The sequence below is a fragment of the Rheinheimera riviphila genome (assembly GCF_004005945.1).
GTDB classification, from domain to species: Bacteria; Pseudomonadota; Gammaproteobacteria; order Enterobacterales; family Alteromonadaceae; genus Pararheinheimera; species Pararheinheimera riviphila.
The window spans coordinates 65,288-78,990 of record NZ_SACS01000014.1 but is presented as its reverse complement, the minus strand read 5'-3'; the positions used below and the strand labels follow the sequence as shown (position 1 = coordinate 78,990).

Genomic DNA, 13,703 nt, shown 5'->3' with positions numbered 1-13,703 from the left:
ATTGGCCTTTATTCATTAAGCTTGCCGATGTTAACGATAATTTAATGAATACAGCATTCGTTGTCATCAATTTATTTCGCTAAAGCAGAAACATTTGGTGGCCGATGGCGTCACTAACTCAAGTCGCCATCGGCCTCAATCCACTTAGTTTTTCACTTCCAACAAATACTTCGCCACTGCCAGCCGGGTTTCGGCGTCGAGATAATCTTGTTTTGGCATGTGCGGATAGTCTTCGCGTTTTTTCAACGGGTTGGCGATGTAATCGGCCAGTGCTTGTGGGTCGTCCATGTACAGTGATTGGATCACTTGCACTGGCGGGCCAATCAGACGACCGGTGTAGGCGTGACAACCGGTGCAGATGCCAAGGTAGGCATATTTGCCTTTATCTTCCGCCGCTACTGAACGTGGTGCGGCTGGGGTATCGAGCAAATAACTGACCACAGAATCGGTATTGCTAAAACTACAGGCTGGCCAGCTGCTGACGCCAACCGTCACATATTGCTGAGCATTATTGATACAGCTGTTATTGGTATTACCGACCCGCACGATGTCCGGGTTACCTTGTTTTAGCTCGGTGGTGAGCAGCACTTTCGCTTCGGCAATGGTGTCATACCCGTTGTTATACATCAGGTTATTTAAAATCATAATTTCATCAGGCGTTGGATCAGACCCTGGATCCAAAGTGGTATTCGGCGCATTTTGATGGTCGGTAATAATAATACCGGCGGTTTTATTATTGAGGATCAGGTTGTCTTCAACGATGACCTTATCTGCCGCCATAATCAGAATGCCGGTACCGGCCGGAATACCCGCTACCATACTGCCTGGCGCGCCAAAGTTTTTGGTGTTGTTGTCGCTGATCCAGTTGTTGCGGATAATCACATCCACAGTGTCTTTGATTGGCAACCCCGGGGTCACAAAGGCCAAAATGCCGCCGGTGTTGTGATGGACGAAGTTGTTTTCAACCACCGCATGGCGGCTGTTTTCAATTTCGATACCGGCCACGCTATCAAACACTTCATTGTTGGCAACATGAATATAATCGCTCATACCCACATAAATCGCGGCGTCTTCAATGCCCGACACCACGTTGTGTTCGACGATGCCATTTTCGCCCAGTTGCGGGAAAATGCCGTACACGCCGGTGTCTTCGATGATGTTATTGCGGATCTCAAAGTTGTTACCGGCCTGGCCCATAATGCCATTGCCTTTGTATTTGGTGATTAGAAAATTCTCGACCACGATATTATTGCCCGAATACAAAATGGCGTCATTTAAGTGACCGTCGCCAAACAGTTTTGGCCTTTTACCTTCAACAATCACCCCACTTAACCGGATATTGTTTTTATCGATATACACGGTTTCGGTGTAAGTGCCGGGCCAGACCTCAATCACATCACCGGGATTGGCTGCCTTTACCGCGTCCATAATCAGCTGACCATCTTTCACCTGATGCACTTTGCCGGTCGGTGCGGCGTTTATCACCGACTTTTTCACGTTACCTGACTTTGCAGCACCGCTAGCATTGTAACTGACTTCCGGTGCGTAACTGGGCGCAACCGGTGTTTTGGCACTTAAAAATTGGCCGGCAAAAAATGCAGCAGGCACCAGCAACGCCAGCGCTATGGTAGTTTTTCTCATGGTTGGGTCCCCTGGGTGTTGGATGGTGTTGTTATTTTTTCTGAGTTGTTTTCTGTGTTGATTTGGGATTTCAAATCTATGGGTGTCCGCGATTCAGCCTTGGTTTTGGTGTTTAGATCTATGGGTGTCCGTAATTCAGCATTAGTGTTTAGATCTATGGGTGTCCGCAATTTAACTGTTTTGGTGTTTAGATCTGTGGGTGTCCGTAATTCACGTAATTCAGCAGTGGGTGTCCGTAATTCAGCAGGCAACGGCAACCCCGAAGGCAGCCTATTTGGTACCGCCGGCATCAGGCTTTCATCAGTTAAGCTGTGTAGAAATTTGCTGATTTGCCCAATTTCTTCCGGGGTCAGTTTTGGCTCCCAGATATGCCAGTGCAACAGCAGTTTTTGATCGGCCACCGCATGACCACGGCCTTTGGTATAAAACTCGGCCGCTTCTGCCAAAGTGGCGAAACGGCCGGAATGCATATAAGGCGCGGTGCGGGCGACATTACGCAGGCTTGGTACTTTAAAAGCACCACGTAGCTTGGATTTATCGCTGCTATTGCCAGCACCGCTATCAAACGGCATACCGTCCGGCTCCGGCGTGCCAATCACCGCAATTTGTTGATTGGTAAAAAGTGGTGGCGTATGGCATTCCGCACAGCGCGCAACAAAAGATCGAAACACATTCATACCTTTGATTTCTTCCTCATTCAGCGCTTCGTGATAACCATGGGCATATTGGTCATACCGGCTATTGAGTGAAATCAACGAGCTTTGAAACGCCGCCAGCGCCGACGCGACCTGCGACAACTCAAACTGAGATGATTCCGGAAAAGCCTGCGCAAATAACGCCGGATATTCACGACTCGCCGCTAAATCAGCCAATAACTGCTCGGCGGTATTAGCCATTTCATGCGGGGCAAATAATGGAATAAGCGCTTGTTGCTCCAGCGAATCGGCGCGGGCATCCCAGAATAGTTTTTTTTGAAAAGCAACATTCCATAAACCAGGTGCGCTGCGGGTTCCGATATCGCCATGAGTGCCGGTACTCAAAGCTTTACCATCGGCAAAACCTTGTGCTGGCTGATGGCAACTGGCGCAAGCCTGCCGGTGATTACCGGACAGCAACGGATCAAAAAACAGATAACGGCCTAAATCAATTTGCTGCGGACTAAAGCCATCCCGCGCTTTGGGCAAAGCAGTTTGAGTGCCGCCAACGCCTTTGTTTTGCAACGAATCATAAGCATCATAACGGGTGACCAGCTGACAGGTGTTGGCCGCAGTTCGCTCAAAACTGGGTGGACAGTTGGCATTCAGGGTCATTGGCGTCGCATCAACAACAGATGTGGCCAGCGCCAACAGCAAAGTCAGCATCATGGTAATTCAGCTCCAATGTAAGCTGCCACGGCCTCAATATCGGCATCGGAAAGCTCACGACTCATCAGTGCCATTTGCCGTCCCGGTTTATCGGTTTTGCTAACGCCGCGCACTCCATCACGAAAATGCCGCACCTGCAGTTGCAGATAATCTTTGCCGAGCATCTGCAGTACCGGCGCATTTAACGCAGGATTTCCTTCCGCTTTGGCACCATGACAAGCACCGCAAGAACCAATATACAATCGACGGCCTTGATCAAGTTGCACAGCATCGTTACTGGCATTGGATCCGGTAACGGGTTCAGCGACAGCCGTTTGCTGACTATAAAAAATCGCCAGTGTTTCAATCTCCGCCGCCGTCAGCGTTTTCGCCATCACTGCCATTTGCTGCCCTGTCATGTCATTAGCAGCTGCCCCACGTTCGCCCAATTGAAACTGCAAAAGTTGCTTTTTAAGGTACGAAGCGGACTGACCGGCCAGTTGTGGCGCTTTACTCGCCTTACGTACAGCTGCGGCATGACAAGCGTTGCACGTATCGGCAGTCGCCGCCACAGCCCATTGCACAGGGAGTAACAACAGTAAACTTAATAAAAACAATGCACTGGACGATTTTTTTAATGTTTTTAATTTTCGCATCAGGCTTCAGCAGTGGCTGCTCATTGCGGTGGACATGGGCTGTAGCTTGCTTTCTTGGGACTCAAGGTTCAAACCGAAAAGTGTGCAAAATTGTCCAGTTGGCTTTATTTAGCGCTTTGCATTGTTACTATCAATGCGACTAGGACCCTTTCTGAGTGGTTGCAAAAGCTGGTTGCGAAAAGCAGGTTGCGAATACGCAGAGCGATTTTCAGATCCCGGGCCAACAACAAACAATAATTACAACAAACGGTACTATAACCGGCCAAAAAACCGGCACAAAAACCGGTACAAAAAACGGAGAGAGCGATGTCAACAACAGCTAAGTCCAAAAGCGCTGCGCCAACCAAGTCCAAGCACCCCCTTTTTCAAACAATCAGTCATCAAACAACCAGCCACCCGTTAACCTTTAAAGCGCAACCATTAGCCCTTTGCATCACCCTGCTGCTCGCTGGCTACAACAACCCGTTGCTGGCACAGGATAAAACAGAGACAGCAGCGAAAGATCAGGCCATCGAAACCATCACCGTCACCGCGCAAAAACGGGTGCAAAATGTAATGGATGTGCCGGTGGCCATCGACAGCATTTCTGCCACCGATTTAAAAGAAACCAGCTCAGTGCTGCTCGGCGATATCGCCGATTACACCCCGGGCTTTAAATTCAGCAAAGACGCGGTGGTCCAGGCCAGTGCTACCATGCGCGGTATTTCCAGCAGCAATATCAGCACCGGCGGCGACCCATCAGTCGCGATTTTTTTTGACGATTTTTACCTGCCACGCGCGGCGCAAAGTGTGATGTTTTCTGATATGCAGCGCATTGAAATCCTGAAAGGCCCGCAAGGCACCCTGTTTGGTAAAAATGCCGCCGCTGGCGTGGTGAACATGATCCCAAATGCGCCGTCGCAAGAAGACGAAGCCTTTTTAAAAGCCACTGTTAGCAACTATGCGCTGCGCCGGTATGAGGCGATGGCCAATACTGCACTCAGTGATGAATTTGCGCTGCGGCTGAATTTAATGAGCAATCAGCGTGATTCATTTTTAAATAACGTCTATCCCGATTATCAGGGCGAAGAGCTTGGCAACACCGATCATCAGGCGGCGCGATTGGCCGCGTTGTGGCAACCAAGTTCCGCCACCAAAGTGCAATTGAGCTATGACTGGGACGACGTCAATCAGGGTTACGCACCGTCGATTGGCGTCAGCCCTTTTGCCTACAGCACCAATCCACTTGATCGCACCATCGAAAACGATGTGATAGACGGCCATGAACGGCGGGATATGAGCGCGTTGTCGCTGAAAATCACCCACGATTTTAACGACGACTGGTCGGGAAAACTGATTAGCAGTAAGCGGCAATGGGAAGTTTCAGGCCGCGATGATTCGGACGGCACTGCCGATAAAACCCGTTATCTGGATACCATCAACTTTGAAGACTCCGATATTTTCTATAACGAGCTGCAAATTAACTACCAAAAAGAAAGGTTTAGCTATGTCGGCGGTGTCACCTACAGCACCGAAAATGTCTACCAGAAAACCAGCCTGAATATTATGGCCGACACTGTCGCCAGGCTTACCACCGCCAATCTGAATGGCATGCTGATCGGCGCTTTACAAGGCGCTGGCTTGCCAGATGAAATGATCGCGCAAATGGGTTTGCCGGCCGATCACCTGTGGAACCCACAAGACTGGGCCAGCATTTTAAGTGTAATGGCGATGGTTGACCCCAGCGTCGGCGACTTATTGCAAATGCTAGGCGCTGCACCTTTTAGCCCGGAACTGGTAGGCGCAATCGCGGCCACCGGCGACTTAACCTATCAGGCAATCGGCGCCGGTCTTGGGATCAATGAGATTTTTGGCCCGTCCAATGCCGGCAAACTCTGGGCAGAAGATATTATCAACAGCGGCAAATTTACCTCTTATGGTGTCTATTCCGACGTTGATTATCAGTTCAACGACCAATGGGGCTTCACCGCAGGCCTACGTTATAGTCGCGATGACAAAGACTTCAGCTGGGAAATTAAAGAACGCTCGTTTGGCGCGGCGATGCCTGGCCTAACCGACTTTTTATTTCCGGTGATGCCACGCCTCGATGCCGGCCACAGCTGGAGTAAACTCACTGGCCGCGCGGTGACCCGTTATCACCTCGATGAAGACAGCATGCTGTATCTGTCTTATTCAACCGGTTATAAATCAGGTGGTTACGATTCGTTAGATCCACGTTCAGCGTTCACCCCCTTTGCGCCGGAAGAAGTTGGTAACTTAGAACTGGGTTACAAAGCTGATTTATGGGGCAAGGTGCGGCTGCAACTGGTTGGTTTTCAGATGGACTTAACCAACCGCCAACGCTCGGTCAATAGCAAAGAGCCTGGCGCTGGTGTCGCGGTGCCGGTGGTGATCAACGGTGATCAGGATATCAATGGCGTGGAAATGATCCTTGATTATCAAGCCACCGACACCCTGAAACTGGGGCTGGTGACCGAATATCGCAGCACTGAATCGAAATGGCAGCAGTTCTACAACGCCGAAGGTAATTTAGTGACCGATGTTGAAAAGTCTTCTACCGCCGATTCTTACACTGCGAGCGCCGACTGGACCCCTGCCCAGCAATGGCTGGCAGGTGATATCAAGCTCCACATGGATTATGTGTATGAAGAAAATACCCGTGCCGACGACCCGGATTTACTGGAAGTGGCCAAAACCATTCCGGCCTATTTTGCCGACAGTAAAAGCCTGAATGCCAGAGTGAGCTGGACCAGCGCCGACCAACAATGGGAGCTGGCGCTGTGGGGCAAAAACCTGACCGACAGTGAAACCACCGGTGGTATCGGTGGCTGGGCGGCGGATGTGTTGGGCACCCCTATCACTTCACTTAATCCGCCGCGGACTTATGGTGCTGAGGTGCGGTATCAGTTCTGACCCCAATTGTGTGACCCGAATTGTGGTGCTTTGCCGAGCTTTACCTCTGGCAAGGAACACGGCAGTATCTGTTACAGGCAAAGCCCGGTGTGATGCCGGGCCACTGAACACAGGAGCAAACCATGATTGGCAGGTTGTTGATGGTACTTTCGGCTGGCCTGTGGTTGGTGCTTGGTTGTTTCAGCCAGCCGCTTGCAGCCGCTGAGTTTAAATTGCAACCCCGATTGTGCCTGCACTATCCACAACAACAGTGTGAACTCAAGGTCAAGGTCAGCTGGCAACAACAGGAGCCGGCTTGTTTATACCAAAAAGCCGGGCAGCAGCCACTACTCTGTGGTGATGGCAAAGAGCAGCTACTCACACTAAATTTATCCGCCAACACCCAGTTAGAACTGCGCTCGCAACAAGACGGCACCCTGCTCGATTCACGCTTGGTGCGGGTGCTGCAGGTCGATTTAAATGCCGGTGATCAGCTGTTAAAACGCAGTCGCGCCAGCTGGGGCAACCCATAATGCACCAGTTATTGTTGATTGAAGATGATTTAGAACTGGCAAAGTTAGTCGCCGATTTCCTGCAAAGTGAAGGCTACAAAGTGACCAGCTGCGGTAATGCGCAAAAAGCCAAAAAGCTGTTGTTAGCGCAACGTTTTGATTTGATTGTCTGTGATGTGATGCTACCAGGCAGCAGCGGTTTTGATTTAGTGCGGCAAATCCGCCAGCAATTTAAAGGGCCAATTTTGTTTATGACGGCGCAAACCTCGGTCGGCGCGCAGCTGCAGGGGCTGGCGTTGGGCGCGCAGGATTATCTGTTAAAACCGCTGGATCCACGCATTTTACTGGCCAAAATCAAGATATTTTTAAGCGCCACCGAGCCTGCGCAAATCAGCACTGTGCTGGAACATCACAATCTGACGGTCGACCGGCTGAGCGGCCAGGTCAGTATGGCCGGGCAGAATATTTGTCTGACCAACGCCGAACATCAGTTATTGCTGGCGCTGCTGGACAATTACGGCATGGCGATTAGTCGCGAGCGGCTGTTTCGCGAACAACTCGGCCGTGAATATGACGGCGAAGACCGCACCATGGACGGCCGCGCCTCTAGACTAAGACGTAAATTACAAGCCGTTGATCCGCATTGGAATATCCGGGTGATGTGGGGCCAGGGCTATAGCATCAGTTATGCCGATGTCCCGCCCACTGATACGGTGACTAGCCAATGAGATCAACCCTGCTACGGTTTTATCTGGGTATTGTGTTGGTGGTGCTGCTGCTGTTTTTCAGTCTGAATCAGCTCTACAGCTGGGTCTATCAGCGTGATGATATTGCCGATGCCGCTCAAAGTATGCTGCTGCACGTCAATGAATACACCTTGCAGCACCGGCTTAGTTGCCGCATTTCTGATACCGACGATTGTCTGGATGCGTTATTTGTGACTTATCCGTCCGGCATGTGGCAGCCGCAAGCGGGTTTTTATTACGCCATTGAAGTGATGCGCGATGCCAACGGCCACGCCTCAATGTGCAGCGAAGTGGCCGGTGGCGAACTGTTGTGTCTAAGTCAGCTCAATCTGCCTGACGGCACCGATTTTAGTATTGATCTTGCTCATGTATTTATTCTGCTGTTGTTGTTGTGTTTGTTTTGGCTCAGCCGCAATGTATTCCGGGATGTCGAAACGCTGCGCCAAAGCGCGTTGCAGGAAATAAAACTTGGTCATTTACCGGCGTTTCGCTTGAGCGCCAAATCCTATTTGCAACCGCTGGCACGCTCATTAAGCCGGATGAATCAACGTATTACTGACTTAAATTCGCTACAACGGGAAATGGCAGACACCGTTTGTCATGACATCAAAACGCCGTTGGCGCGGCTACGTTTTATTATGCTGAGCATCGAAGCGAACGTCAGCCCGGCACATTACGCCCAAGTTCAGCGTAATCTGCAGGAAATTGAAGACAATGTGTACGATTACCTACGACTGGCACAACAGGATTTTCGCGCCGATTTACAGCTCAGTCAGCTTCATTTACCCGCCCTGGTGCAAGAACTGATTGATAAATTCGCCGCCAATTCCGAACATCAACTGGCGTTGTTGCCAGGCCCAACGCTGATGATCCAGGCCGACCAAAAACTATTACAACGGGCACTTTCGAATTTACTCAGTAATGCGCTGCGCTATTGCCGCGATAAAGTCTGGATTGAACTCAGTATTCAAGGCACTGATATTTTTATAGATATTTGTGATGATGGCAGTGGCTGGCAACAGCCACCGGTAAAAGAAAGCAGCGCAGCTTATCCAGCAAATCCGGTCAATCTGGCAACAAGTTCAGCCAATCAGGGACACACTGATGGCGTCTCGCACCATGGCATTGGGCTGGCGATTGTTTCCAGAGTCGCCCATCAACACGGTGGCGAGTTTATCCGGCTTGATCGGCCCGAATGCGGTGCTATCGCAAGGTTGCGGCTGCCGGTGGGATCGGATACGACAGCAGAACAAGCGCCTGCTTCAAATGCTGCAGCAGAGCAAGAGGGGTAAAACTAAAGGATAACCTGCCCTGCTTAGGCCATCAGCATACTGCCAGACAGATGCGGCAAGATATCGCTGAAACAACCGGCGTAACAACTAACGCTCGCCCGGCACTGCATGCACCAGGCCACATCACCCCCCATAAAATTGCCGCGACAATCAGCAAAAAAATCCTTATACAAGACTAACGCCCTGGCTCATAACTATCGGAGCGTGGCAGCTGCGCATCCAAATCATCCCAGTTTGCTTTTGATGACACAAAGTTATGCGAAATGGGCCGCTCGCTGATGGCTGAGTCCAAAATTCCTAACCGCAACCGAATTCGCTCCGGGTTAGCAGCATTGCTACTGTAAACCGGACATGCACAGATTTTACAGAAATGGCGACGTTTGCCAGGGGCACTTTCGTAACTGGCCAATAACGGCTCGCCTGCGGTAATTTTGAATGCATTCGCCGCGACAAAGCCATTGGTGGCGTAAGCAGTGCCACTACTTTTACGACATTTCGAGCAGTGGCAGTGAATAATCGAATCAATGGGGCCAGTGATTTCTAAAGTAACTCCCCCACAAAGACAGCTTCCTAAATACATGATGTTCTTCTTATAACTGGTTCGTGGTCAGTGGGTTACACTGACCCTATCAATCCGTCTCACCAAGGCACCAACTCGAATCATCGACCTATACCCGTCATCCTTGAAGATTCGGGGTTGTTGCCTTCGCTCGTCCGCCCCAGTCACATAGAACAGCTATGCTCCTGGGGTCGTACTCACTTGTCGCCTACCCGAATCTTCAATGATTTTGGGTATATACCAGCAGATCAGTAACGAACCCGCGAGTGACGTTCAATGGTGACTTTGTTCGGCGATGCTGCCGCCAGCGCCAGAATTTCCTGATAAGTCATGCCGTGAATTTTTTTGCCAACAACGGTCATGTCTGTGGTTGTTAACTTCTCTTTGTCGGTCATATCCACTGCGCTCGATAACTCAGAGAACTGAATGGTCATGATAGCCGCACTGAATGGCAGACGATCTTCCTTCTTGAGCTGGCGTTTCATCGCCGCGATCCCCCGCTCCGTGGTCAGCGCCGAACTGCCATTTATCCGAAGTTCCTCGGTGGTTGAGGCGCAAGCCGACAATAATAAAACCACCATCACGGCACATAATTTCCTTTTCATACATACTCCTGCATTTTAATTAAAAAAGTTTGCGCCACCCGCATCGCTCATTTGCATGATGTCAGCGCGGAAATACTAATGCAGCACAATAAATTTGCGATACATAAATAGTACAACATTTACAATAAAGACAAATGTACCTAAATGCAATAAATTGCTGTGTTCAATCGGTTTGAAGGGGTGAGCATCAGTGATTCAGGCAGCGACCGGATACAGCATTGGGAGCTGCAATCGGCAAATCAGGTTTTTCTACATGATAATACAACGACAAAATCTGCCACGAATCACCTTGTTTATAGAGCTGCACACTGTTCACCCCCACAAAATCCGGCTTGGTGGCGGTTTTTTCGGTTCTGGATTCAACCACACTGTAGGCCACGGCAAAACGGTCGTACGTCTGAACAACTCTGGAAATTTCACACTCGTAAAAACCCTTTTCCTGCACCCTGGCCAATGGCTTTAGAAAATCGTCCAGCATACTGCGCTGCACCACCGGCTTGCCATCTTGGTAACGTCCGCCAAATATCACCGCGTCCTGATGAAAAATCCGTTGCAAAGTTGCCGTATCTGCGGTGGCACCGGCGTCGTTGGATATCGCGTTCCATAGCGTGGCCACCGTTTCTTCTGCAGATTTTTCTGCCGCAACGCAGGAAAGTGGCAGCGTTAATAGCGGTAATATCAATAAAAATAGCTTTTGCATCAAAGCGTTCCTTTAAGTTGACGATGTCGGCTACCCTACTGGCGATTGAAGATGATCACAGCAAGGAGCAGAATTAGCTGGATCTATCCTGCTGCGCAGCCGGACACCAAAGTGCATGGCTTTGGCTATAAATATCCGGGATTTGCTCGGGTACATAAGGGGTATCAAAACTTGCTAGTGCCGCAGCAATTTCATCACTGCTGCTGTCGCGCCAAAACAGGCTGGAGCCACAACAATGACAAAATCCACGGTAAATTCCGGGCGATGATTGAAACTGCACCAGCAGATCTTCGCCACTTAGCAACTGAAAATCGCTAAGTTGCACACTGACATAAGTGGCAAAAGCCGCACCATGCTGCTTCTGACACATCCGGCAATGACAGTGCGAGGCGCGAATTGGCGCTATTAGCTGGTAACGAATTTGTCCGCATAAACAACTGCCCTGGTACATTTGTCGCTCCTTTAGGTCATGACGAGATTGTCAGGTCAATTCAAGGCCAACAGCCCGGCAAATCGCAATCACCGCCTCAGCCATGATCCGGTATCGTCGGCTCTACCAGTTTCGCCAATTGCTCCAACGACTCCTGCCAGCCTAAATAACACATTTCGGTTGGGATCACGGCCGGGATCCCTTGTTGTACGATGCTGAGTTCAGTGCCACAAAGCACCGGTTTCAGCTCGACAGTCACCTGCATTTCACCCGGCAAATTGGTATCGTCGAACACATCGGTATGACGAATAAGCGTATCCGGAATAAGCTCGAGGTAAGTCACCGCAAACGAATGGCTACTACCGGTACCAAAGTTGGTAAAAGACATGCGATAACCACCACCAACCCGGACATCCATCTCATGGATAGTTCCGATAAATCCATAAGGCGGGATCCAACGCTCCAGCGCGCCTTTATCAGTAAAAGCTTTGTAAACCCGCGCCGCTGGTGCTTTTAATACCCGATGTAACCGCACTGTACCTGTTTCATTCGACATTTTGTGCTCCATATTGTGACAAATTGACCTTCGCGAGCAGACCCAGAGCAGCCTGCTCGCGGATGATGTGCTAGCAAATTTTGCCTGATGAAAATCAGCAGCAACCGCCATAGTCGAAAGCCATGCTGCAAATTCGACAGCGGCCAGAAATTTTTACAGCTGCAGATCAGAGCAGCTTTGCGCCGCGTGTCACGACCTGCATTACGCCAGCTCGTGCTGAACATTTGGCTCCAAAACGTAAACAGTCACGGCTCGATCATCCGGATCCGCCACCAGCCGATCTGGTTTAAATTGTGGATTTTGAAAGATACTTTGCCAGAAAAGCTGTGCTTCAGTCGCTTCATCAAATACCACGACTGTCCATGGCTCGACGCGCTGCGTCATAAAATGCTGGACGACTTTGCGTGCAATGCCATGCCTTCGAAACCGTTTCATCACGAACAAATCGGCAATTTCCTGCGCCCCAATAAGCGCATCTGACTCTTCAAGCAAAGCAAAACCGGCAATAGCGCCATTCCATCGTAGCAAATGCGCACGCCACTTCGGGTTGGTCCAGTACTGCGAAAAGTATTCAGCACAGAGCGAATACCGGCCATCTTCTTTCAGATCGTAACCATCTTCCACCGAGGTATCGTAGCAATAGTATTGAAAAACATTCCAAATCACTGCCTGGTGTTCATCAGTGTGTTGACAAATTTCAAGCGACATCAGAAATCCTTGTTAGTGCTTAGCATATAAAACCCGGCGGTAAACTTCAGCAACGACTGCTGTCAACAATTCCAGGCCTTCGGCTGCAACGTCAATTCAATGTTCCCGACCGTCACCGCCGCCCCTTGCAGGCTCCAAACATGCTAACACCGAAAAAACCATTTGATAACAAAAACCCACTTTCTATAAGTGCTGGCAATTGCCACTGCAATGTACTGTCTAGTTACATTATCCAGGGGGCACTGCACCAAAGTGTTATGTCTATTTTTCAATCACCTCACTATGGTTGAACAGCCTGCTAACCAAGGATACGATATGAAAACTAAAACAATGCTCAACCGCGTGTTACTAATGCGCTCCGTTATCTGCCTGCTGCTTTGCAGTCCTGCCGCTCTGGCCGCCTGCTTAGATGCGGTCGTGTTAGTGCATGGCAATACAGCGGCGCCATCGAGCTGGAATAATACTTACAATTTGCTGCTTACCAAAGGTTATACCGCAGCGCAAATTCAGCGTCCGGCTTGGGGCAGTAGTAGTTGTGCTGCATGCAACGACCACAATGGTAGTGAAGAAACGCCGGTACGAACTGCGATCCAGAATGCGCTGGCCAGTTCCTGCACCGGCAAAATTGATGTGATTGGTCATTCGATGGGCGCGACGCTGGCAGCGCAGCAAATTACTAAACTGGGTATCCAAAGTCAGGTTGACGCTTTTGTTGGTGTGGCCGGAGCCTTTCGTGGCTTGTTAAGTTGCGGTGTGTATCCGTTTAATGTGCTCACCAGCACCTGCGGCAGCGCTGGGTTATCAGTTGGCAACCCATTTTTGGATGGACTATACGGCGTTCGATTTGGCAGCAGAGTGTATTCGATAAAAAGCAATATCGATCAGGTGGTGTGCTCAAGCGGATCTTGTTTGGTCTATGGTGTCCATAGCAGCAGCATCTGGGGGCAGAACGCTACTTATACCTATGCGCTGGGGCATTTTGGTCTGCAAACAGATACTGCGGCCACACAGTACGAGCTGATAAAGTGAAGGCATAAAGGCCGGTGCGATACCGGCCTAAATT

General features: G+C 50.1%; 14 protein-coding genes. 5 read left to right on the top strand and 9 right to left on the bottom strand.

The window, feature by feature from the left end:
- Positions 1–144 precede the first annotated feature (144 nt).
- The 3 genes from EOE67_RS13360 to EOE67_RS13350 are packed head-to-tail and all read right to left on the bottom strand — an operon-like array spanning position 145 to position 3,640.
- Positions 145–1,641 carry a parallel beta-helix domain-containing protein gene (locus EOE67_RS13360; RefSeq protein WP_127699722.1) on the bottom strand — a complete coding sequence of 499 codons (1,497 nt, stop codon included), beginning with the start codon at positions 1,639–1,641 and terminating at the stop codon, positions 145–147.
- Positions 1,638–3,005 carry a cytochrome-c peroxidase gene (locus tag EOE67_RS13355; RefSeq protein ID WP_127699720.1) on the bottom strand — a complete coding sequence of 456 codons (1,368 nt, stop codon included), beginning with the start codon at positions 3,003–3,005 and terminating at the stop codon, positions 1,638–1,640. The genes EOE67_RS13360 and EOE67_RS13355 overlap by 4 nt, the downstream gene beginning before the upstream one ends.
- On the bottom strand, positions 3,002–3,640 hold the full coding sequence (locus EOE67_RS13350; protein WP_127699717.1) for a c-type cytochrome: 639 nt from the start codon (positions 3,638–3,640) through the stop codon (positions 3,002–3,004). Before EOE67_RS13350 ends, EOE67_RS13355 begins: the two co-directional genes overlap by 4 nt.
- Before the next feature lie 306 nt (positions 3,641–3,946).
- Here EOE67_RS13350 and EOE67_RS13345 point away from each other — a divergent pair, with 306 nt between their 5' ends.
- The 4 genes from EOE67_RS13345 to EOE67_RS13330 all read left to right on the top strand — a co-directional run bounded on the left by EOE67_RS13345 (position 3,947) and on the right by EOE67_RS13330 (position 9,082).
- Positions 3,947–6,553: a TonB-dependent receptor gene (locus EOE67_RS13345; protein ID WP_127699714.1), complete on the top strand. Its 2,607-nt coding sequence runs from the start codon at positions 3,947–3,949 to the stop codon at positions 6,551–6,553.
- Positions 6,554–6,675: 122 nt separating this feature from the next.
- A complete protein-coding gene (locus tag EOE67_RS13340) occupies positions 6,676–7,065 on the top strand; it encodes a DUF3019 domain-containing protein (RefSeq protein ID WP_127699712.1) in 390 nt (129 codons plus the stop codon).
- The gene (locus tag EOE67_RS13335; RefSeq protein WP_127699710.1) at positions 7,065–7,772 is read left to right on the top strand and encodes a response regulator transcription factor; all 708 of its coding nucleotides are present in this window, start codon (positions 7,065–7,067) and stop codon (positions 7,770–7,772) included. The genes EOE67_RS13340 and EOE67_RS13335 overlap by 1 nt, the downstream gene beginning before the upstream one ends.
- Positions 7,769–9,082, top strand: a complete 1,314-nt coding sequence (locus tag EOE67_RS13330) for a sensor histidine kinase (protein ID WP_127699707.1) — start codon at positions 7,769–7,771, stop codon at positions 9,080–9,082. The genes EOE67_RS13335 and EOE67_RS13330 overlap by 4 nt, the downstream gene beginning before the upstream one ends.
- A 175-nt stretch (positions 9,083–9,257) precedes the next feature.
- Here the strand turns inward: EOE67_RS13330 and EOE67_RS13325 are convergent, their stop codons facing one another.
- The 6 genes from EOE67_RS13325 to EOE67_RS13300 all read right to left on the bottom strand — a co-directional run bounded on the left by EOE67_RS13325 (position 9,258) and on the right by EOE67_RS13300 (position 12,640).
- Complete coding sequence (locus EOE67_RS13325; protein ID WP_206099589.1) at positions 9,258–9,662, bottom strand: GFA family protein; 405 nt, start codon at positions 9,660–9,662, stop codon at positions 9,258–9,260.
- Positions 9,663–9,889: 227 nt separating this feature from the next.
- A complete protein-coding gene (locus tag EOE67_RS13320) occupies positions 9,890–10,246 on the bottom strand; it encodes a DUF6694 family lipoprotein (RefSeq protein ID WP_127699702.1) in 357 nt (118 codons plus the stop codon).
- Positions 10,247–10,433: 187 nt separating this feature from the next.
- Positions 10,434–10,946: a hypothetical protein gene (locus EOE67_RS13315; RefSeq protein WP_127699700.1), complete on the bottom strand. Its 513-nt coding sequence runs from the start codon at positions 10,944–10,946 to the stop codon at positions 10,434–10,436.
- A 73-nt stretch (positions 10,947–11,019) separates the two neighbouring features.
- A complete protein-coding gene (locus EOE67_RS13310; RefSeq protein WP_127699698.1) occupies positions 11,020–11,397 on the bottom strand; it encodes a GFA family protein in 378 nt (125 codons plus the stop codon).
- A 76-nt stretch (positions 11,398–11,473) separates the two neighbouring features.
- A complete protein-coding gene (locus EOE67_RS13305; RefSeq protein WP_127699696.1) occupies positions 11,474–11,932 on the bottom strand; it encodes an SRPBCC family protein in 459 nt (152 codons plus the stop codon).
- A gap of 201 nt (positions 11,933–12,133) precedes the next feature.
- Positions 12,134–12,640: a GNAT family N-acetyltransferase gene (locus tag EOE67_RS13300; protein WP_127699693.1), complete on the bottom strand. Its 507-nt coding sequence runs from the start codon at positions 12,638–12,640 to the stop codon at positions 12,134–12,136.
- 315 nt (positions 12,641–12,955) lie between these two features.
- Here EOE67_RS13300 and EOE67_RS13295 point away from each other — a divergent pair, with 315 nt between their 5' ends.
- Positions 12,956–13,669, top strand: coding sequence for an alpha/beta fold hydrolase (locus EOE67_RS13295; RefSeq protein ID WP_127699691.1), 714 nt, complete (start codon positions 12,956–12,958; stop codon positions 13,667–13,669).
- The last annotated feature ends 34 nt before the right edge of the window (positions 13,670–13,703 follow it).